The organism is Mesorhizobium subarcticum (assembly GCF_055456085.1).
In genome coordinates, this window is the sequence record NZ_CM144237.1 from 6,397,696 (window position 1) to 6,418,766 (window position 21,071).

21 protein-coding genes are annotated in these 21,071 nt (G+C 62.5%); 13 read left to right on the forward strand and 8 right to left on the reverse strand.

Features of this window, described 5'->3' with window-relative positions:
• Positions 1 to 14 precede the first annotated feature (14 nt).
• From cydB to ACZYHG_RS31285, 3 genes are all read left to right on the forward strand, one after another.
• Positions 15 to 1,163 carry a cytochrome d ubiquinol oxidase subunit II gene (gene cydB / locus ACZYHG_RS31275; RefSeq protein ID WP_464611880.1) on the forward strand — a complete coding sequence of 383 codons (1,149 nt, stop codon included), beginning with the start codon at positions 15 to 17 and terminating at the stop codon, positions 1,161 to 1,163.
• 14 nt (positions 1,164 to 1,177) lie between these two features.
• Entirely contained in the window at positions 1,178 to 1,321 is a 144-nt protein-coding gene (gene cydX / locus ACZYHG_RS31280) for a cytochrome bd-I oxidase subunit CydX (protein ID WP_464611881.1), read from the forward strand.
• A gap of 62 nt (positions 1,322 to 1,383) precedes the next feature.
• The gene (locus ACZYHG_RS31285) at positions 1,384 to 2,091 is read left to right on the forward strand and encodes a CBS domain-containing protein (RefSeq protein ID WP_464611882.1); all 708 of its coding nucleotides are present in this window, start codon (positions 1,384 to 1,386) and stop codon (positions 2,089 to 2,091) included.
• Between the two features lie 189 nt (positions 2,092 to 2,280).
• Here ACZYHG_RS31285 and ACZYHG_RS31290 read toward each other — a convergent pair whose 3' ends face one another.
• Positions 2,281 to 3,186, reverse strand: coding sequence for a LysR family transcriptional regulator (locus tag ACZYHG_RS31290; RefSeq protein WP_027033829.1), 906 nt, complete (start codon positions 3,184 to 3,186; stop codon positions 2,281 to 2,283).
• Between the two features lie 135 nt (positions 3,187 to 3,321).
• Between ACZYHG_RS31290 and ACZYHG_RS31295 the strand changes: the two genes are divergently transcribed.
• From ACZYHG_RS31295 to ACZYHG_RS31340, 10 genes are all read left to right on the forward strand, one after another.
• Positions 3,322 to 4,044, forward strand: coding sequence for a LamB/YcsF family protein (locus ACZYHG_RS31295; RefSeq protein WP_464614834.1), 723 nt, complete (start codon positions 3,322 to 3,324; stop codon positions 4,042 to 4,044).
• Positions 4,045 to 4,110: 66 nt separating this feature from the next.
• A complete protein-coding gene (locus tag ACZYHG_RS31300; protein WP_464611883.1) occupies positions 4,111 to 4,344 on the forward strand; it encodes an acetyl-CoA carboxylase in 234 nt (77 codons plus the stop codon).
• Positions 4,344 to 5,708: an acetyl-CoA carboxylase biotin carboxylase subunit gene (locus tag ACZYHG_RS31305; protein ID WP_464611884.1), complete on the forward strand. Its 1,365-nt coding sequence runs from the start codon at positions 4,344 to 4,346 to the stop codon at positions 5,706 to 5,708. The genes ACZYHG_RS31300 and ACZYHG_RS31305 overlap by 1 nt, the downstream gene beginning before the upstream one ends.
• A gap of 9 nt (positions 5,709 to 5,717) precedes the next feature.
• Entirely contained in the window at positions 5,718 to 6,593 is an 876-nt protein-coding gene (locus tag ACZYHG_RS31310; RefSeq protein WP_464611885.1) for a 5-oxoprolinase subunit B family protein, read from the forward strand.
• The gene (locus tag ACZYHG_RS31315; RefSeq protein WP_464611886.1) at positions 6,583 to 7,554 is read left to right on the forward strand and encodes a 5-oxoprolinase subunit C family protein; all 972 of its coding nucleotides are present in this window, start codon (positions 6,583 to 6,585) and stop codon (positions 7,552 to 7,554) included. Before ACZYHG_RS31310 ends, ACZYHG_RS31315 begins: the two co-directional genes overlap by 11 nt.
• A 249-nt stretch (positions 7,555 to 7,803) precedes the next feature.
• Positions 7,804 to 8,556, forward strand: coding sequence for an ABC transporter ATP-binding protein (locus ACZYHG_RS31320; protein ID WP_464611887.1), 753 nt, complete (start codon positions 7,804 to 7,806; stop codon positions 8,554 to 8,556).
• Positions 8,553 to 9,287: an ABC transporter ATP-binding protein gene (locus ACZYHG_RS31325; RefSeq protein WP_464611888.1), complete on the forward strand. Its 735-nt coding sequence runs from the start codon at positions 8,553 to 8,555 to the stop codon at positions 9,285 to 9,287. The genes ACZYHG_RS31320 and ACZYHG_RS31325 overlap by 4 nt, the downstream gene beginning before the upstream one ends.
• A 1-nt stretch (position 9,288) precedes the next feature.
• The gene (locus ACZYHG_RS31330) at positions 9,289 to 10,194 is read left to right on the forward strand and encodes a branched-chain amino acid ABC transporter permease (RefSeq protein ID WP_464611889.1); all 906 of its coding nucleotides are present in this window, start codon (positions 9,289 to 9,291) and stop codon (positions 10,192 to 10,194) included.
• Positions 10,195 to 10,197: 3 nt separating this feature from the next.
• Positions 10,198 to 11,286, forward strand: a complete 1,089-nt coding sequence (locus ACZYHG_RS31335; RefSeq protein WP_464611890.1) for a branched-chain amino acid ABC transporter permease — start codon at positions 10,198 to 10,200, stop codon at positions 11,284 to 11,286.
• A gap of 42 nt (positions 11,287 to 11,328) precedes the next feature.
• Positions 11,329 to 12,525, forward strand: a complete 1,197-nt coding sequence (locus ACZYHG_RS31340; RefSeq protein ID WP_027059549.1) for an ABC transporter substrate-binding protein — start codon at positions 11,329 to 11,331, stop codon at positions 12,523 to 12,525.
• Positions 12,526 to 12,625: 100 nt separating this feature from the next.
• On the opposite strand, the gene ACZYHG_RS31345 is transcribed toward ACZYHG_RS31340, so the two are convergent.
• The 7 genes from ACZYHG_RS31345 to ACZYHG_RS31375 form a co-directional block, all read right to left on the reverse strand.
• Complete coding sequence (locus ACZYHG_RS31345) at positions 12,626 to 13,042, reverse strand: nuclear transport factor 2 family protein (protein WP_464611891.1); 417 nt, start codon at positions 13,040 to 13,042, stop codon at positions 12,626 to 12,628.
• On the reverse strand, positions 13,039 to 14,421 hold the full coding sequence (locus ACZYHG_RS31350) for an aspartate aminotransferase family protein (protein ID WP_464611892.1): 1,383 nt from the start codon (positions 14,419 to 14,421) through the stop codon (positions 13,039 to 13,041). Before ACZYHG_RS31350 ends, ACZYHG_RS31345 begins: the two co-directional genes overlap by 4 nt.
• 95 nt (positions 14,422 to 14,516) lie before the next feature.
• Complete coding sequence (gene pxpA / locus ACZYHG_RS31355) at positions 14,517 to 15,248, reverse strand: 5-oxoprolinase subunit PxpA (RefSeq protein ID WP_464611893.1); 732 nt, start codon at positions 15,246 to 15,248, stop codon at positions 14,517 to 14,519.
• Positions 15,249 to 15,260: 12 nt separating this feature from the next.
• Positions 15,261 to 17,609: a xanthine dehydrogenase family protein molybdopterin-binding subunit gene (locus ACZYHG_RS31360; protein WP_464611894.1), complete on the reverse strand. Its 2,349-nt coding sequence runs from the start codon at positions 17,607 to 17,609 to the stop codon at positions 15,261 to 15,263.
• The gene (locus ACZYHG_RS31365; protein WP_464611895.1) at positions 17,602 to 18,099 is read right to left on the reverse strand and encodes a (2Fe-2S)-binding protein; all 498 of its coding nucleotides are present in this window, start codon (positions 18,097 to 18,099) and stop codon (positions 17,602 to 17,604) included. The genes ACZYHG_RS31360 and ACZYHG_RS31365 overlap by 8 nt, the downstream gene beginning before the upstream one ends.
• Positions 18,090 to 18,947, reverse strand: a complete 858-nt coding sequence (locus ACZYHG_RS31370) for an FAD binding domain-containing protein (RefSeq protein ID WP_464611896.1) — start codon at positions 18,945 to 18,947, stop codon at positions 18,090 to 18,092. Before ACZYHG_RS31370 ends, ACZYHG_RS31365 begins: the two co-directional genes overlap by 10 nt.
• 156 nt (positions 18,948 to 19,103) lie before the next feature.
• On the reverse strand, positions 19,104 to 21,071 hold the full coding sequence (locus tag ACZYHG_RS31375; protein WP_464611897.1) for a hydantoinase B/oxoprolinase family protein: 1,968 nt from the start codon (positions 21,069 to 21,071) through the stop codon (positions 19,104 to 19,106).

The window sequence follows — 21,071 nt, forward strand, 5'->3', positions numbered from 1 at the left end:
AGGAGCACGCAACCATGAACTCGATCCCCCTCGATTACGAAACCCTCAGGCTGATTTGGTGGCTTCTGCTCGGCGTCCTCCTGATCGGTTTTGCCGTCATGGACGGTTACGATCTTGGCGTCGGTGCGCTTCTGCCGTTCGTCGCCCGCTCCGACGGGGAAAGGCGCGTCCTGATCAACCTGCTCGGCCCGACCTGGGAAGGCAACCAGGTCTGGCTTGTGCTCGGTGGTGGCGCCATCTTCGCAGCCTGGCCGGCACTCTATGCCGCATCCTTCTCCGGCTTCTACCTGGCGATGATCACAGTGCTGCTGGCGCTGATATTGCGACCGGTCGCATTCAAGTTCCGCGGCAAGATCAAGGATCCGCGCTGGCGCGCTACCTGGGACTGGGCACTGTTCATCGGTGGCTTCGTGCCGGCGCTGATCTTCGGTGTCGCGGTCGGCAATGTCCTGCTTGGTGTCCCTTTCAACCTCGATGCCACACTCAGGCCCTCTTACGCTGGAAACTTCTTCGGCCTGTTGCGGCCCTTCGCGCTGGTGTCCGGTCTGCTCAGCGTCGCCATGCTGGTGACGCACGGCGCTGTTATCATCGCGGCGCGAACCGAAGGCATGGTCGCCCTGCGGGCAAGGGTCTATGGCCGCTATGCCGCTGTCGCCAGCATCGTGCTGTTCGCTCTTGCAGGACTATGGGTGTCGTTCTTGATGGACGGCTATGTGGTCACCAGCGTGCAGGATCCGCTCGGCCCATCGAATCCGCTCAACAAAATGGTGACGACGAGCACCGGCGCATGGCTCAGCAACTATGGTGCCCACCCCTGGATGCTCATCGCGCCAGCCATCGGCCTGCTTGGCCCGCTCGTCGCGTATGCCGGTTTGAAGAGCCAGGCCTGGAAAACGTCCCTTCTCGGCAGCACTCTGGCCATCGTGGGCATCATCTCGACCGCTGGCCTGTCGCTGTTTCCCTTCCTGCTGCCGAGCTCGCTCAACCCCAACGCCAGCCTGACAGTCTGGGATGCGTCCTCCAGTCATCTGACCCTGTTCGTCATGCTGCTGGCGACCATCGTCTTCCTGCCGATCATTCTGGCCTACACCGCATGGGTCTACCGGGTCATGCGCGGCACCGTCACGGCCACTTCGATTGACCGCAACCCGAACGCCTACTGAAGGATTTGAACGTCATGTGGTACTTTTCCTGGATCCTCGGGGTCGGCCTCGCCTGCTCCTTCGCCATCCTCAACGCCATGTGGTTCGAGATGCGCGGGGATCGTCGAACTGTAGCCGTACAAGCGAGCAGGCCCGGCGCCGGCGGTCACGATCGATAAGCGCCCCAATGGCTGATACCGACCAATCACAAGATTCCGCGAGACGTCTGAAGGAGACGATCATGCAAGTCGAAGCCGTCATGACATCACCTGTCGTCGGCATCGAACCATCCGCGTCGATCGCCGATGCGGCAAAGTTGATGCTCTCCAGGAAAATCAGCGGCCTTCCCGTCATTCACGGCGACGGCACTCTGGTGGGGATTGTCAGCGAGGGCGATTTCTTGCGCCGGGGAGAACTGGGTACCAAACGCAAGCGTTCGCGTTGGCTAGAATTTCTTGTCAGTCCGGGAAAGGTGGCCGATGAATATGTTCATGACAACGGACGTCGGGTTGAAGAGGTGATGTCCGACGGCGTCGTCACGACGACCCGCGACGCGTCCCTTGCGGACGTCGTCGAATTGATGACCCGTCATCATGTCAAACGGCTTCCGGTGGTTGATGGCAGGAAAGTTGTCGGCATCATCGCCCGCTCCGATTTGCTGCGTGCATTGCTTCGCGTCCTGCCAATCTCGGACTCGTCGGGGGTCGCCGACGGCCAGATCCGCCAGAACATAGTCACCGAACTGGCTGGCCAAATCTGGTCCGGCACCAGCATGATCCACGTCAATGTAGACAAAGGTATCGCCGAACTGAGCGGAGCAATCTTTGACGAACGCGAGCGTCTGGCGGCTCGTGTCGCAGCCGAAAATGTCGTGGGCGTCAAAGCCGTGACGGATCACCTTTTCTGGGTTGAGCCGTTGTCCGGCATGGTGGTCGATCCGTCGGGTTGAGCAGCGGCTCCCATACTATGGAGCCAACGGCCGGCGACGCCCCCATCCGGGAAAAGCTCGCCTGCCGAGCGAGATGACTTTGGGTGTCTGTGCGCCAATTCAGATTGCCGCCGCAGTATTCCGCGCTTCTAGGCTACCCGCTGTTCAACCAGCGAGTCCGGGGCAAAGCGTCTGTCCCACGGCCGCAGCTTAGCCGCCGCCGCCCATGGTTACGGACATAAAGGCCCGGAAGGCAGCCGCCGCCGGGCCGATCGGTCTGTCACGCGACCATGCAAGGCCGACATCCATACTGGGGATCGGCTCGACAAGCCGGCGCACTTCGATGCGCTGCCCCTCCAGGGACCATGGTCGATAAACCATGTCGGAGAGGACAGTGACTCCCATGCCGGCAGCCACGAGCGAACGCACGGCCTCGACCGAACTGGTCGTGAGGACCGGGCGGAGCGAAAGCCCCGCGGCATCCCAGTAACGGGCGGCCGTCGTTCGCGCCTCGTCCACCGTCAGCATGACATAATCTTCCGCCGCCACGTCAGCGAGGCTGATTTCCGGCCGCCCGAGCAAATGATGATCCGCCGAAAGCCAGAGCCGGCGGTTCGACCGCATCAAGACCTCCTGCGCCAACTCCTCGGTGTGCGCCAGGTTGGACACCAGCATCACAGCCATGTCGATCTCCCCGCTCATCAAGCCGCTTTCGAGAGCGTCGCGGGGCAGTTCCAACACCTCGACCTCGATCTGGGGATAGGTCTTCCGGAACCGTGCGTAGTGGCGCGACATGTAGTATCCGACGACGGTGTAGGTCATGCCCAGCCGCAGCTTGCCCGCCAGACCCTTCCGGTCGCGCAACGGGCTTCGGACAGCGGCCGCGACAGCACCGGTGATAATACGCGCGTGGTCAAGAAACCGCGCGCCCTCCATCGTCAACCTTACGCCAGCATGGTTGCGCTCCAGAAGCCGTACGCCCAGGTCAGCCTCCAGCGTCTTTATCGCCGCGGTGACCGCTGATTGTGAGATGTTGAGTTCCACTGCGGCATGACTGACCTGTCCACTCTCCGCGGTTGCTATGAAATAATCGAGCTGTTTCAAGGTGATGGTCATGGCGCACTCCGGCCCAGAACCATTATCTGTTTTTTTGATATCACAATCAATAAACTACTATTTCACAAATTCCCCCGCATGCGCAAAAAATGCTGCAACGCCGCAAAGACGGCAGCTTCGAGGGGTAACAATGCGATGGCGGTGACGCTAAACTGCGACATGGGCGAAAGCTTTGGTCTTTATAAGGTTGGCGATGATGCAGGCATGATGCCGATCATCGACGTCGCCAATGTCGCCTGTGGTTTTCACGCTTCCGATCCCGATCACATGCACGCCGCCGTCCGCAGCGCGAAGGCGAGTGGCGTAAGGATCGGCGCCCATCCAGGCTTGCCGGACATTCAGGGTTTCGGCCGGCGCGAGATGCGGATGACCCGCGACGAAGTCAGGAACACCATCATTTACCAGGTGGGAGCGCTTGCCGGTTTCCTCAAGGCCGAAGGTGTGGAACTCCACCATATCAAGCCGCATGGCAGCCTTTACTTCATGGCCATGCAGCAGGAGGCGGTCGCCCATGGCGTGTGCGACGCGGCAGAGGTCTTCGGCGTGCCGCTGTTCGGCATGACAGGCACCCTGCACGAGAAGATCTACCAGGAGCGCGGTATCCCATTCGTCGCCGAGTTCTATGCCGATCTCGACTACGATGCCTCCGGCAAGCTAATCCTGACACGCGTTCATGACGCCAAGGACCCCGCCGAGATGGCCGAGCGTTGCGTGCGCGCCATCAGCAAGCGCGAGGGAACGGCAGAGGATGGCAGTTTCTTCCCAGTACGCTGCGAAACCATCTGCGTGCATTCCGATACGCCGAACGCTATCGAAATAGCCAGGGCCGTGCGCACTGCAATCGCCCCTTGGCACTGAAGCCTATCGAACCCGCCTCCGCAGGCGGTTCCAGATTAGCCTGTCTGCAGTTTTCCGGAGCTCTTTATGGCCCAGATCCTTTCGCCTCTTCCCGGCACTTTCTACCGGAGCGCCTCGCCAGATCAGCCGCCCTACAAGGCGGATGGCGACGCGGTAGCCGCCGGCGACGTAATCGGTCTCATCGAAGTTATGAAGTCGTTCCACGAAGTGAGGGCCGAGACGGCCGGTACCAACATCCGCTTCCTTGCCGACAATGAGGAACCCATCATGGCCGGCGCACCTCTTGCGGATCTCGACTGATGCTGAAAAAGCTTCTGGTTGCCAACCGGGGCGAGATAGCGGTCAGGATCATCCGGGCCGCACAAGATCTGGGCATCGCCACCGTGGCGGTGTACTCAGCCGCGGACGCTGGGTCGCTCCACGTCCAGCTTGCGGACGAAGCGGTCAATATCGGCCCACCCGCGGCAAAGAAATCCTATCTCAACATCGAAGCAATTTTGACGGCCGCCCGCGACACCGGCTGCGACAGCGTTCACCCTGGCTATGGTTTCCTTGCCGAGAATGCCGCGTTTTCGGACGCGGTCACAGGCGCTGGGTTGGTCTTCGTCGGCCCTTCGGGAAATGCCATCCGGATGATGGGAGACAAGGTCTCGGCGCGATCGGCCGCCGCCGCCGCGGGTGTCCCCGTGGTGCCAGGCTCGGCTGGCCGGGTCGATGGCCTCGAGACTGGCCGCACGGTGCTGGCCGAAACCGGTTTTCCGGTGATGATCAAGGCTGCGGCGGGCGGCGGCGGGCGGGGCATCCGCATCGCCAACTCGCTCGCCGAATTCGAACAGGCCTTTCCGCAGGCCGAAGCGGAAGCCCTCGCCGCCTTTGGCGACGGTGGTCTGTACATGGAAAAGGTGATCGGCAAGGCCCGCCATATCGAGGTGCAGGTCCTGGCGGACGGAAGCGACGCCATCCACTGCTACGAGCGGGAATGCTCACTGCAGCGGCGACGCCAGAAGGTTTGGGAGGAGGCGCCGTCGCGCGCACTTTCCGACGGGCTGCGCGAGGAGCTCTGCGCTTCGGCGGTCGCTTTGGCCAAGGCGGTCAAATACTCCGGTGCCGGCACGGTGGAGTATCTCTATGACGATGACGCCGACCGCTTTTACTTCATCGAGATGAACACCCGCATTCAGGTCGAGCACCCTGTCACCGAGGCGATCACCGGCATCGATCTCGTTGCGGAGATGCTTCGCATAGCCGGCGGCGAGAAGCTGCGGATTCGGCAGGGCGATGTCTCCGTCAAGGGGCATGCGATCGAAGTCCGGCTCAATGCCGAAGATCCGGCGAAGGAGTTCGCTCCGTTCCCCGGGCAGGTGGCCGAGCTTCGCATTCCTGGCGGGCCGGGCGTACGTTTCGATTCCATGCTCTACCAAGGCTATCAGGTGCCGCCCTTTTATGACTCGCTGCTTGCCAAGCTGATCGTGCATGCGGAGACACGCGAGGCGGCGATCATGCGCCTGATCCGCGCACTCAACGAGTTGAAGATCGGCGGGCTCAAGACCACCAAGCCGCTGTTTCTTGCGCTCGCCGCCGATCCCGCGGTGCGGGCAGGAGACGTGCATACACGCTGGCTGGAAGGCTGGCTCATCGAAAACGCCGCAGCATTGGCGGGCTAAGGAGGACCGATGTCGATACGATTCAACTTCGGCGGTGACGAACATATCTTCGGCGAGGTGTCCGAGGAGATGTCGCTCACTTCCTTCTTTACCGGCCTTTCGATGACCAACGCGGTGCGTGCGGCAGGCATCCGGGGCGTCACCGAGATTTGTCCGGCCAACGCCAGCTTCCAGATTCGCTTCAACCCCGACATCGTCAAGCCGCAGGATTTGCTCAGCGAACTGAAGTCGATGGAAGAGGCGGCCTCAAAGGCAGACCCGGTTCTGAAGACCCGGATCATCGAGCTGCCGGTTTACTTCCAGGATCCATGGACGCGTGAAACCTGCTTGCGCTTCCGCGAGCGCCACCAGGACCCGTCCTCCACCGATCTTGAATATTCGGCACGCATCAACGGCTACGCCACGGTGGAAGAGTTTGTCGCGGCCTATTCCGGCCAGCCATGGTTCGTGTCCATGGTCGGCTTCGTCGCCGGATTGCCCTTCCTGTACCAGATGGTCGAGCGCCAGAAACAGATCCAGGCGCCGAAATATCTGCGTCCGCGCACCGACACTCCCAAGCTCACCATTGGCCACGGCGGCTGCTTTGCCGCGATCTATTCGGTGCGCGGCGCTGGCGGCTACCAGATGTATGGCATAACCCCGGCACCGATCTACGACCCGACCATGAAGGTGCGCTACCTCTCCGATGATATGTGCCTGTTCAAGCCGGGCGACATCGTGAAGTTCAAGGCCATTGGCCGCGATGACTACGACGCCACGCTGGAGGAGATCGAAGCCAATCGGTGGCAACCGACGGTTCGCGAGTGCACCTTCAGCCTGAAGGACTTCAACGGCGACATCTACGGCACCAATGCAAAGCTGATGGAGCTTATCAATGGCCGTTAAGGTAATCTCTCCCGGCCTCTCCACTTCCGTGCAGGACCTTGGCCGACCGGGCCACTATCATGTCGGCATCCCCGAAGGCGGCGGCATGGACCGCTTTGCCACACGCATCGCAAACCTGCTTGTCGGCAACGATCCGGGTGCCGCGGTGCTCGAAGCCACCTTCATGGGCCCCGAACTCGAATTCACCCAATCCGCGGTCATTGCCGTCACGGGTGGAGAGCTCCCACCCAAACTCAATGGCGAGGAACGGCCGACCTGGGAAAGCTTTGCGGTGAAGGCGGGAGACCGGCTTTCCTTTGGTTTCCTCAAGGGCGGTGCACGCGCTTATCTGGCCATCTCCGGCGGCATCGACGTACCCGTGGTTCTCGGCTCGCGCTCGACTTACATTCTGGGCGCGCTCGGCGGCTATCAGGGCCGCACGCTGAAGGCGGGCGATGAGCTTCCTATCGGTGAAGGCTCGAGCAAAGCCGGTCTTTCTCTGCCTGAAAATCTGCGCCGCGCGCGGAATAGTCCGGCGGAACTCAGAATGCTTCCTGGCCTGTACTGGCATCGGATTACTGAAGCCGCCGGCAATCGGTTTTTCGAGGAAACCTGGAAGGTCGCGCCCGAAGCCGACCGCATCGGCTATCGCTTCCGTGGTGGAACGCCGCTGGAGTTCGTTGAGCGCGAGCAGCCTTTCGGCGCGGGTTCCGACCCCTCGAACATCGTCGACGCCTGCTATCCCTACGGATCCGTCCAGGTGCCAAGTGGCACGGAGCCGATCGTCCTTCACCGGGACGCGGTTTCGGGCGGCGGCTACATGATGCTGGGCGTGGTGATATCGGCCGACATGGACCTGATCGCCCAGCTCCAGCCGCACACTCCGGCGCGCTTCGTTTCGGTGACGCTGGAAGGCGCGCTTGCCGCGCGAGCCGAACAGCGCGCCGCGCTGGCGCGCGCTGAAGACTACCTGGCCGGCTGACGTCGGCCGGGAGAATGCCGGCGGAGGAGCCGGAGGCGAGGAGATCGGTCGGCCAAAACCGACCGCGCGTGGCGGAAGACAAAATCCGGTGCGCGAAACGACAAGACGACGCCGGGCAACGGCGTGAATTTGGCATCCGAGCAGTCCGTTAGAGACCGCCGGAACCGACAGGGGAAGACATTAGCAATGTGACTGGCCGCAAGGCCGGATGCTTCGCGCCTTTCCGTCGGTCAAAAGAAGGAAAGGGACATGAGTCATCTGAGCGCGGAGAACGTCTCGGTGTCGTTTGCGGGGCTAAAGGCCCTGTCATCGGTAGACCTCCAAATTACACCTGGCCGCATCGTTGGCCTCATCGGCCCCAATGGTGCCGGCAAGACCACGCTGGTCAACGTGCTGACGGGCTTCCAGGCTCCGACGGAAGGCACCATCAAGCTCGACGGAGCAGCACTCACGGGTCTCAAGCCGCATCAGGTCCGTCGGCGCGGCATCGCCCGCACTTTCCAGGGTGGGCGGCTCTTCCGCGACCTGCCGGTGCTCGACAATCTGGAGGTAACCGGCGTTGGTCTGGGAATGAGCCGGCGCGCCGCCGTCGCCGAAGCGGAAGCGATGCTCGACTGGATAGGCATCGGCGCGCTGGGCTCCCGCATCGCCGGAACCTTGCCCTATACGGATGAGCGCCGTGTCGCCATTGGCCGCGCCCTGATGGGACGGCCCGCATACATTCTGCTCGACGAGCCCGCGGCCGGCATGAGCACGCCGGAGGCGCGTGAGCTTTCGGCCCTGATAAGACATATCGCCAGCGATCTTGGCTGCGGTGTCCTGCTCATCGAGCACAATGTCGGGCTGGTACTCGGTCTTTGCGAACACATCGTCGTGCTCGATTCCGGAGCGATCATCGAAGAAGGCCCACCCGCCGCGATCCGCGACAGCGAGAAGGTGCGCCACGCCTATATGGGCACGGCCGTCAACACCGACCTGCCGGTGCTGGAGGTGATGGAATGAGCCTGCTCGCCCTGGCCGATATCACCATCCGTTATAGCCGTTTGACCGCGGTCCGCGACGTCTCCTTCTCCATGGACGAAGGAGAAATCCTGTTCATCACCGGCCCGAACGGAGCCGGGAAGTCTTCCCTGCTGCGCGCGATCGCCGGCGTGACACCGGTGGCGGGCGGCCGGATCGACCTTGCGGGCCATGAGATCACCGGCCAGGCGCCGGAGAACATCGCCCGGCTCGGCTTCTCCATGGTGCCGGAGGGGCGCGATGTCTTCGGCTCGCTGACGACCGAAGAGAACCTTCTGGTCGGCGCTGGCATGCACGCCCGCGACCGCGGCTGGCGCAGCCGAACGGCCGACGAACTCGAAGCCGTCTACGCAACCTTCCCGATGCTGAAGGAGAGGCGGCACGGGCAAGCGGGATTGCTGTCCGGCGGGCAGCAGCAAATGCTCGTCATCGGACGCGCGCTGATGACCAATCCGCGGCTTATAGCCATCGACGAGCCCTCGCTGGGCCTCGCCCCCAACATCAACGACCAGGTCTACGAGCGGCTGATCGCGCTGCGTTCGCAGCGCCAGCTCACGCTCCTGATCGTCGAGCAGAGCTCGGCCCGGGCGATGATGGTGGGCGGGCGGATGATCCTGATGCGTGGCGGACAGATCGTGCTCGATGGCGACGCCCGGACGCTCGGCAACGGCGAGGCGATCCAGGCTGCCTATTTCGGCTACGAGGACCATTGAGATGCTCCAGATCCTGTTCGACGCACTCTCGCTTGGTTCGCTCTACGCGCTCGGGGCGCTGGGCATTGCCCTCATCTTCGGCGTCATGCGGCTTGTGAACTTCGCGCATGGCGACGTCATCGCCTTCTGCGTCTTCGCGCTGCTGTGGCCGTCGACGGATGCCATGGCCATCGTCTTCGCCGGCCAATTGCCGTGGTACCTGCTGGTGCCCTTCGTGCTCCTCTGCGGGGCCGGCTTGTCGGTGCTGTGCGAAATCGTCGTCTTCAGACGGTTCCGCAAGGCAAATCCGGCGACGATGATGATTGCTTCCTTCGCGCTCGGTTTCGTCATTCGCTATTTTCTGCTGATGCTTTTCTCAAGCCGGCCGAAGTCGATCAATCTCCTTCCCGAACTCTCCCAACCCGTCGAAATTTTCGGCGCCCGGCTGCCGCTTCTCCAGCTCATCACCATCGTCGCGACGATGTTGATCCTGTTGGGCCTGACCGTCTTTCTGCGCCGGACCCGGTTCGGACTGGAAATGCGGGCGGCGGCGGAGAATTTCTCCATGGCGCGCATGCTCGGCGTCCGCGCCAACCGGGTCATCATGGGGGCTTTCGCGCTGTCCGGCGCGCTGGCCGGTGCCATTGCCTTGATCTTCGTGGCCCAGACCGGCACCGCCGATATCCAGATGGGGGCGGCAATCATGCTGATGGCGTTCATCGCAACGGTTATCGGCGGCCTTGGCAGTCTGGCTGGCGCCGTGCTGGCGGGCTTCCTGCTCGGTGCCGCGTCGGTGATCATGCAGGTCATACTGCCCATCGACGCCCGGCCCTTCCGCGATGCCTTTGTCTATGGAGCGGTCATCCTCGTCCTCCTCTTCCGTCCGCAAGGCCTGATTTCGGCCCGTGGCACAAAGGAAAGGGTCTGATCCATGTCCGCAGCGTCCCCGGCCATCGAGCCGCACCTGACCACCGGCGCCATCGTCGCCAAAACCCCCCGCCCCTTCGTGCTGGCGCGCCGTACCATCATCACGCCGATCCTGCTGGCGCTGTTGATGATCGCCATTGCACTGCTGACGATGATGACCGGATCGAGACCATTCAATCAGGTGATCATTGACGTCTTCCTCCGGGTTATCCTCGTCGTCGGCCTTTATGTATTTATTGGCAATTCCGGCGTGCTGAGCTTCGGCCATATCGGCTTCACCTGCCTGGGCGCCTATGTGGCGGCGTGGCTGACGATCAATCCCGTCATGAAGGAGATGGCCTTTACCGGTCTTCCCGGCTGGCTGATAAAAACCCAAATGCCCTATTGGGAGGCGGCTATCATCGCCGCGATCTTTGCGGGGTTGGCTGCGCTGATCTTCGGGCGGATCCTGATGCGGCTGTCGGGCATCGCCGCCTCCATCGCGACCTTCGCCATGCTGGCGATGATCAACACGATCTACTCCAACTGGGAAACCGTCACCGGCGGGACATCGTCGGTCGTCGGGATCCCGATCATCCGCTCGATCTGGCCCTACCTGATCGCCGCCATCATCTCGATCTTCATTGCCTGGGCACACGCAATATCGCGTTCGGGCTTGGCACTGCGCGCCGCCCGTGACGAACCGACGGCAGCGGCGGCCTCCGGCGTCGATATTCCCAGGGAGCGACTTGTCGCCTTTGTGATCTCAGGGGCCATAATGGGTCTCGGCGGCGCCTTGATGGCCCACTCCATCGGGGTTGTAACGCCGGACACCTTCTATCTCGGCCTCACCTTCATCACCATCGCCATGCTTGTCGTTGGCGGCATGGGCAGCCTTTCGGGCGCCGTGATCGGTGTCGTGTTCCTCTCGGCCCTCATCCAGACCCTGCGCTGGCTGGAAGCCGGGGTTTCCATTGGCGACGTCGCCTTCGCCATACCGAAAGGCCTTCAGGAGATCGCACTGGGCATCATCATGATCATCATTCTGGCGCTTCGTCCGGCAGGCGTTTTCGGCAATCGCGAGATCTCTTTAACCCGCAACCGCGGTGACTGACCGGCGGATTGTAAGCCGCCGTAACCTTGAAAGGAGAAGTCTATGATAAACAAACTAAAAATAGCGACAGCAACGATGCTCTTCACCGCAACGGCTGCCTTTCCAGCCTTGGCGGACGACAGCAAGATCGTGGTCGGTTTCGCCACGGCGGAATCGGGCTTCATGGAGGCTTACGACAAACCTGCCACCGATGCCGCGCTGATCCGCATCGACGAAATAAACGCCGCCGGCGGTCTTCTGGGGAAGAAGATTGAAGTGGTGAAAGCCGACACCAAGTCCGACCGTGCCGAAGGCGCCAAGGCCGGTCTTTCCGTTCTCGACCAGGGCGCAGACCTCGTCGTCGTCTCCTGCGACTACGACTTCGGCTCGCCAGCGGCACTCGCCGCCGAGGCGGCTGGCAAGGTTTCCTTCTTCCTCTGCGCTGAATCGGTCAAGGCGGGCATCCAGGGCGTAGGCCCGCACAGCTTCTCCGCGTCGGTGCTGGCGGCCGTGCAGGGAGCGACGATGGCCGAATGGGCATACAACAAAAAGGAGGCCAAGACCTTCTATCGCCTGCTCGACACCTGGACGGAATACAACAAGGGCATCTGCGACGGCTTCGACTGGATGATGCCCAAGCTGGAGACCAAGGGCGCCAAACTCGTGGGTCAAGATACTTTCAAGAACGACGACCCCTCAATCGCTGCCCAGATCAGCCGTATCAAGGCCCTGCCAAAAGAGCCCGATGCGATCATGCTTTGTACCATGATGCCGGGCTCTGTTTCGGCGATAAAACAGATCCGCGCCGCAGGCATCAATTCGATGATTCTCAACGGCTCCGGCGTGGACGGCAGCTACTGGCTTTCGGCTGTGCCTGACCTTTCCAATTTCTACGTTCCGGTTCAGGGTTCCATCTACGGCGACGACCCGAATCCGGAAGTCAACAAATTCAACGCGGCCTACAAGGCCAAGACCGGCGCCGACCCGTCTTCCATGTATGTCTATCCAGGTTATGTCATGATCGACGTCTGGGCAAAGGCCGTTGAACGCGCCAAGAGCATCGATGCCGATGCCGTTGTCGCGGAACTCGAAAAAATGAAGAACGAACCGACCCTCTTTGGTCCCCGCACCTTCACCTCCGAGCTACACCACCAGAACCAGACCAAATACCTGATCGCCGACACCGAGAAAGGCAAACCAGCGATCGTCGACAGCTGGACGATCTCCGAACCGATCCCGCTTGACGCGCTCCTGAAGTAGTGGTGGCGGCCGGCTCGGTCCGGCCGTTCTTCCCATCCCGCAACGCGAGAACCCGGCCCGCATGATGCGGGCCGGGTTCAATTTATCAGTCCATCACCTTTTACGTGCGGGCCTTGCGATAGGAATCCTTGAGCGCAATCCGTGCGCCTGAAAAAACGAAGATGTCGCAGCCGTCGACCTCTATCTTGTCTCCCGCCGCCGTTGTTCCCGTGAAGCGCCAGGAAGACAGTCCGGTTTCTCCGCTGACCACATGGCTGCCATTTGACCAGGCAGCGTCCGGAAAGGTTGAAAAGATAGCGGCATAGGCAGCGCGCACGGCTTCCCGTCCAATGTGACGGCGACCGCTCGGCTCGGGTCCAGCCGAGCCATGGAAGGCGCAATCCTGCGCCATGCAGGCCATCAGGCCGTCGAGGTCGTGGGCGTTCCACGCCGCCATAAACCGGCCAAGAAGCGCGGATCGCTGTGCCGGAAGATCACCCCCGGTCATGACTGTCTGGTCCGCAGGTCCGCCGATCATTCCAACCCCTCCTTCGCAACGGCTCCGGTTAGCCGGTCCAGCGATCTCGACATGCGGGTCATGATTTCCGCGACGTCCTCTCCCGTCACGATCATCGGTGGGCAAAGCGCCAGCTGATCGCCGATGCTGCGGAAGATGAGACCTTCTTCGTGACCGATGGCCGACGCTATCGCGCCCGCGCGGCCTACTTTTGCAAAGGGCCGCTTGGTCGCCTTGTCAGCAACCAGCTCGACCGCTCCGATCAGGCCGGTGCCGCGGGCCTCCCCGACAAGGGGATGACCGGCAAACGAGCGAATGCCCGCCTGGAAGGCCGCTTCCATCCGGGCCGCATTGCCCATCAAATCGCGTTCCTCGATGATGGCGAGATTCTCCAGCGCAACGGCTGTCGCGACCGGATGGCCAGATGCCGTGAAGCCGTGGCCGAAATTGCCGATCGTGGCGGTATTGTCTGCAATCGCCTGATAGATCGCATCGGAGAAAATGACGGCGGCAAGCGGCATGTAAGACGACGTGATTTGCTTGGAGACCGTCATGATATCAGGCGTGAAGCCGTATTTCTGAGCGCCGAACGGTGTTCCGAGACGGCCAAAACCGCAGATCACCTCATCCGCTATCAGAATGATCTCATTTGCCCGGCAGATTTTCTCCACGCCTTCCCAGTATCCTATCGGCGGCGGCAGAACGCCGCCAGCCGCCATCAGCGGCTCTCCTATGAAGGCCGCGATCGTATCAGCCCCTTCTTCCGCGATCACTGCTTCCAGCTCGGCGAGCAGGCGCGCCGTGAAGGCGGCTTCGTCTTCGCCTTCCGTGCCGAAACGATAGAAGTGTGGGCAGGTCAGATGGCGAACCGGAATCGCCGGCAGGTCGAAATCGCGGTGGTTGATCGGCAGGCCCGTCAGGCTGCCGGAGGCGACGGTGATGCCGTGATAGCCCTTGGTCCGTGCCAGGAATTTCTTCTTCCTGGGCCGGCCGAGCGCGTTGTTCATGAACCACATCATCTTGACGATGGTGTCGTTGGCTTCCGAGCCCGACGACGTGAAGAACACACGCGTCAGGTTTTCCGGCGTCATTTCCACGAGTTTCTCCGCGAGCCGGATGGACGGCTCATGCGCCTTGGAGGAGAAGGTGTGGTAGTAGGGCAGCTTCAACATTTGCTGATAGGCAGCGTCGGCCAACCGCTTCTCCGAAAAGCCGACGCCCACCGACCACAGCCCGGCGAGCCCTTCGATATATTCCTTGCCGCGTTCGTCATACACACGGATGCCGTCGCCGCGGCTAATGATCAGCGGTCCGGTTTTTTCGTGCTGACGCAGGTTGGTGTAGGGGTGCATGGTGGTGGCGATGTCGGCGGCGGCGAGAGAGTTGGAAAGCGCGTCCATGGAAGTCCTCAGCGGCTTGTGGAAATGGTTCGGGTTCTGAGTTCGAGATAGTCCTCGATCCCATGCGCGGAGCCTTCACGATACAGAAAAATGAATCATGGGAGGCTTTTCGAATGCGTGTCGATGATCCGCCGCATCAGCGCCGCGACGTCGCGCGCATTCGGCGGATCGGAGTGGATGCAGACGGTGTCGAACTTGACCGGGCGGACCGTGCCGTCTACCGTGACGAGTTCGCGTCGTGTAAGCGCTCCGACCATGCCGTGCTCGGCAAGCGTCAGGTCGATGGCCGACTGGACGCGCGGGATGATCAGGCTACCACCGGCAGCGTAGGCAAGATCGGGAAAGAACTCGCCCACGAAGGCGACGCCGAGTTCCGCTGCCGCCGTCTCGTGGCAGGTTCCCGCCATGCCGAAGAGCGGGACACCGAGCGGCTTGACCGCGGCGGCGATTGCCCGGGCGGTGTCCATGTCGTTAGCGGCCACGCCGTAGATGATGCCATGCGGCTTGACGTGGCCGAGCCGTCCGCCCTCGGCGGCCAGCATCCCTGTCAGAGCACCGATTTGGTAGAGGAAGGCGGCTGTCAGTTCCTCTGGCTGAAGTTTCATTTCCCGTCGACCGAACCCCTCGCGATCGGGAAGGGAAGGATGCGCGCCGACCTGCTTGCCATGCGAGAGCGCGAGCCGCACAGTCTTCAGCATCGTCCACGGATCGGAGGCGTGGAAGCCACAGGCGATGTTGGCGCAATCGATATGAGGCATGATGCCGGCATTGTCGCCGAAGCGCCAGTTGCCGTAGCTTTCCCCCATGTCGCAGTTCAGGGTGACCATGGTTTGCTTGCCTCAGCCCAGAGTGTTTGATGCCCAGCCGGGGGCGATGTGCGGGAATTCCGGCTGTGGTTCGCGCTCGTGCAGCAGTCGAAGCACGCGTGGCGGCGTCAGTGGCAGCTGCCGCACCGGCTTGCCGATGGCGCGTGCCACCGCGCAGCCGATCGCCGCGCCCACGGCCAGGATGGGCACCTCGCCCGCTCCCTTTGTGCCGAGCGGCCCCATCGACGGCGCGCCCTCGTAAAGGTCGGCGGCGACCGGGATCACGTCCTGCGCCAGCGGCAGGCGATAGGTCTCGAAATCGTCCTGCGCGATGCGTCCGTCAGCGGTGATCGTCACCTCCTCATGCAAGGCGTAGCCGAGACCCTGCACGACACCGCCCTGTATCTGGCCCATGACCGCGCGCGGGTTGAGCGCGCGGCCGACATCCTGCACCACGCGATAGGCCAGCACCTCGACATGGCCGGTGTCCGGATCAACCGCTACCTCGGCCTCGTGAACGACGAAGACAGGGATGTCGAGCGCATCTATGAAATGCCCCACGGCGCAGCCCGCCATGGCCGGCGTGTTCCTGGCCGTAAAGGCTCCGCTTCCGGTGATCGGGCCGGTGGTTGCCTGCGCATGGGCGACGACAGCGGGGATCGACATGCCGGAACCGGGACGCCCCGCGATCTCGGCACGCCCCTCCCGCAGCACCAAGTCTTCCGGTCGGGTCTGCAGCATCTCGCCGGCGGTCCGCAGCAGCTTCTCGCGCACCTCCGCGCAGGCAGCCACGCTCGCCGCGCCGATGGACACGGTGGTGCGCCCACCGCCAACGCCGACATCGAGACCGGCGGCATCCGTATCGGCTTCGCGCACGATCACCTGCTCGGGAGCGAGGCCGAGCTGCCCGGCCACGATCTGCGGCAGGGATTGCACCATCGTGCCGGAGCCAATCTCCACACCCGACGTGACCAATGTTGCACTGCCGTCGGCGTTCAAATTCACCGTCGCCGCCGAGGGTCCGACGAAAACGAACCATGTGCCGACCGTGGTCGCAATTCCGTAGAGCCTGCCGTCGGCCTTGGCCTCCGATGTCCCGGTACTGGCGCGCAATGTCTCCATGCGATCGAGCATCGGACCCAGCACGTCGGCCTCGAAAACCTGGCCAGTGGCACCGAGATCGCCATCTCCCAGCACATTTTTCTTCCGGAACTCCATCGGGTCGAAGCCTAGCGCATCGCAGATCTCGTCGGTATGTCGCTCCAACGCGAAGGTGTTGTAGACGCCGTTGCAAGCCCGGAAAGCACCGTTGGGCGGTGTGTTGGTGTATACCGCGCGGCTGACGAGCCGCGTGGCGCCGACCTTGTAATTGCCGCCCAGCGTATGCGCCGTCATCGTCGTCAGAAAAACCTGTTCGCCGCCATACGCACCGCAGTCCATCAGCACTACCGCCTCGCGCCCGGCGATGTATCCTTCGGCGGTGACGGCGGAGCGAATGCGGATTTCCGCATTCTCGCGGCAGAGGCAGGTTGCCATCTCTTCCTGCCGGGTGTTTTCCAAGACCACGGTGCGCCCGGTCATCCGCGCCAGAAGTGCCGTGATAGGCTCGATGGACGCATCGAATTTCAAGCCGAACCCGCCGCCGACAGGCGGCACAGTGACCCGCACACGCCCGGGTGGAAGCTGCATGACCCTTCCGGTGACGTTGCGCACCGTCCAGGGCACCTGCGTCGAGGTCTGGATGTGCGCACGGCCGTCCTCCCAGGAGCCTATGGCAACGCGCGGTTCGAAGGGCACATGGCTCTGCCGGCCGACGGTGAAACTGCTCTCGACAATGCGTATGTCGGGACGGGCGAAGGCAGCGTCGACGTCGCCGCGACTGGATTTTGCCTCCCATGCGATGTTGCCGGCACGTGCACCGCCTTCCGTGATCACCTCGTAGCCGCGCCAACCCTCGTGGACGAGGCGGGCGGCGGGCTGGAGCGCGTCAGCCATGGTGAACACCGGTGCCAGCGGTTCAACCTCGAGCACTATGGCGGCAAGTGCCGCCCGCGCCTGCTTCTCCGTCTCGGCGGCGATGACAGCGATTGGCTCGCCGTGATAGCGGATCGTGTCGATGGCCAGGAGCGGATGGTCGGCAATGCCGATGCCGTAGAGCCCCGGCGCATCGGCGCCGGTCGCCACCGCGCGCACGCCAGGACAGCGAAGTGCCGCCGAAACGTCGAGCTTGCGGATATGCCCCGCGGCAACGTTCGACCGCAGCAGCACGGCATGCAGCATGTCGGGGCGAACCCGGTCGTTGGTGTATTTCGTCCGCCCGCGCAGCTTGTCCTGGGCATCGCGGCGAGGAAGATTCATCACCGTGGCGGCCAGCTCAGACATTGATGCCTCCTACCAACTGGCCCGCCTTGCGGGCTTGGTCGAGGCAGTCGGCCACGGCGTCGACGATCCGCTCATATCCGGTGCAACGGCAGATGTTGCCGACCATTGCGGCCTTGATTTCGGGACGGCTCGCATGCGGATTGTCACGCACGAACGCCGAAAGGCTCATGACCATTCCTGGGAAACACATGCCGCATTGCACGGCATCGGCCGCCTCGAAACTGGCCTGAAGCGGGTGCAGCGCCTGGTTTCCGGAACTCAATCCCTCGATGGTCGTGACCGCGCATCCCTGGACGAGACCAATGGGCTTCAGGCAGGACGGCACCGCTTCGTCGTCGACATGCACCGTGCACGCGCCGCAGAAGCCTTCGCGGCACACGGCTTTGGTCCCTGTCAGGAATCGTTCCTGCCGCAAGATGTCGACGAGCGGCGTCATCGGATCGCCGTCAAAGCGGCAGTCCTCACCATTCAGCTGGAATGTCACAACCATGCCAGGCCTTCCATCTTGAGAAGTGCAGCAACACCGCGCTTGACCAGCGGCGGAAGAACCTGGCGCCGATACCAACCCTCCGCTTCCCTGCCGTCATGGCCCTGAAAATCATTGTGCGCAAGTGCAAGCTCGGCGGCGCGTTTCGGATCGAGAGGGGAGGCCGGCCCTGCCGCCATGGCCTGTTCGAGCGCCGTCCAGCGTCGCGCTACCGGCTCCACCGAGCCGACGGCAATGCGACAGCGCTTGTCCTTGTCCACCGCAAGCGAGACGATGGCGACCGGGTAGTCGCCGGCTTTCCGAAGCGGCAGGCGGATATGAGCGCTTGCGATCAGGTCGCGGCGCAGATGAATTCTCGTCACAATCGCTTCGGTCAGCAGTGTATGTCTGTCTTCGAGGAAATCCGAAATGCCGAGGAGTTTTGGGCCTTCGAACGTCTGCAGCTCCACCGTCGCATCACAGACTAGAAGCGCAGGGGCGAGATCGGCGGCGGCAAAGTCGAGGGCACAGAGATTGCCGCCCACGGTGGCGACCCTTCGGATACCGGGATTGGCTGCTCCTTCGGCGGCGGCAACCAGACCTTCGAAGGCCGCTGTAGCGTATAATGCGCGGCCCAGCACCGCGTGGGTAACAGCCGCGCCGATCACGACATGGTCCGGTTCGATTTCGATTTTGGACAAGGCCGGTATTCGGTGGAGTGCGACCACCGCATCGGGAAGCTCGCCCCCGCGCCGCGCATCACGCATCATCCAGGTGCCGCCGGCGAGCACCGCAGCACCTTGCCGGCGTGCGGCCAATGCCTCTTCAAGCGTACTGGCTGCGGTGAACGATCGTTCCACGCCTGGTGCCATCTGTCATACCCCTCGGAAGCAGCCGTCTTTCGCGGCGCTGCAACATTGTTGCTCCAGCTTCAGGCTCCTGTGAAATAGTAATTCTTTGAATATGGTATCGAAAAAACAGATAGCTTCATGCGAGCGCGTGCAAAATTGCGGCGCGCTCGTTAGCGCTCAGCCCCAGTGGGCGACTGTCCGTTTCTCAAAGCTCTCACGGAACTGGGCGGTGGTTTTGGGAAGCAGTTCGCCAGTCTCCCAGTCGAGGATCACCGCATAGTGCCGAACCGCATCGAGCGTATCGATCTCGCCGGAGCGGTATTTGCGCGCGACCTCTTCGGGATCCATGCGTGCCCAGCTCTTCCGTTTCGCCCGGATGTCGGCACGGCAGGCTTCGGTTGCCGTCTCGTCGATTTTGTACTGGCACAGGTCGCGGTCGATTTCGCGGATGACCACGCCGTAGTCGGTCCTGGCACGCTCCAGTGAGACGTAATCGTCGATCACGTCCTCCATCACCTTGCGCGGCTCGCGCTGCAGTGGATCGCCGAAACCGCCGCCGCCGGCCGTCGGACGAGCGAACTGGTCACCTGTGTGGACGGGGTAATCGGAGAATACGGAGCCGAGCCAAATCTCGGTCCCCTCTCCGGCGCGTTTCATGGTCAAGCCGTGGGGCATCGACGGCAGGCCTCCTTCTACACCCCAGACGACAGCGCGCTCGCGGTCGCAAATATAGGACATGACGGCATTTTCGGCCTCAAGCAACAACGAGGTCTTCTGCACGCCGACCCCGCCCCGCCATTTGCCGGGACCGGCTGAGTCCTGCTTGATCTGGAACTCGATCGTCCGCGTTGGGTTCACCCGCTCATTGCCTTCGTTCGGTTGCGACATCAGCCCCGTTCCGAAGCAGGCAGTGGTGACATCGGCGCCATCCTTGCCGTTGCGTCCGCCCCAGCCGCCGGGCAGCCATTCGTAGAACATGAAGATCGGCTTTTCGGGTTTGCGCGCGTCCCGTCCCCCGGCCAACAGATATTCGAGGTTGAAGGCACAGGCGATGGCGCGTTCGGGCATGATCTTCGACCACATCTCGAAGATCGCATTCATGATCTTTTCGAACGGCATCAGGAACCCGGTCACGGCCACCGGCCATTCCGCGCTGACGACGCTGTTCTTCGGCGCGGTAACCTCGATCATCCGGTAAAACCCGCTGTTGAGTGGGAGGTCCGGGAAGAACGTCTTCATACCGGCGACCACGGCCGAGAAGGTCGCGCCCGGGGCGGAATTGTACATCGAGGCAATGGTCGAATGGCTTCCCGTAAAATCGTAGTGGATCGTGTCACCCTTGATCGTCATTTTGATGCGGATCGGGATCATGCCCTCGCCGGCACCGAGATCGCGATCGATGTAGTCGACCGTCTCCCAGGTGCCGTCGGGCAGCTCCGCGAGACGCTTTCGCACGGCGCGTTCGACGTAGTCCTGAACCTCCTCCATACCGCGCATGACCTGGCCACGCCCGTACTTCCTGACCAGCCGTAACAGCTCGCGCTCGGCCGCCTGCGTCGCCTGCGCCTGGGAATGGATGTCACCAATGATCGATGCCGGATCGCGCGTGTTGGCCGCGATCATGTTGGCGACGTCGGAGCAGAAACGGCCACGCTGGAAAAGGCGCAGCGGCGTGATCCGCAACCCTTCGCGGAACATGTCGCGGGCGGTGACGTCAAAGGAACCCGGCACGGAGCCGCCGAGATCCGACCAGTGGCCGTTCGACTGGGAGAAGCCGATCAGCTTGTCTTCGTCGAAGATAGGCCGGACGAGCCGAACATCGCTGAAATGAGTACCGCCGGCATAGGGATCGTTGATCGCGTAGACGTCGCCGGGTGCCATGTCGCCTTCGAAGACCCGGATCACCTCCTTGCACGTGTTGTGCAGTGTGCCGACATGGACCGCGATATCGTAGTTGCCCTGGGCAACGGAGTTGCCATCGGCGTCGTGCAGGGCGTTCGAAAAGTCTCTGTTGTAGATGACGAAGGAATAACAGGTGCGGAGCATCTGTTCGGCCATCTGGTCGACGGTGGTGATGAAGGAGTTCTTCAGCACCTCGAACGTTACGGGATCGAGGCCGGGGCTCGTTTCAATCAGCTTTGTCAT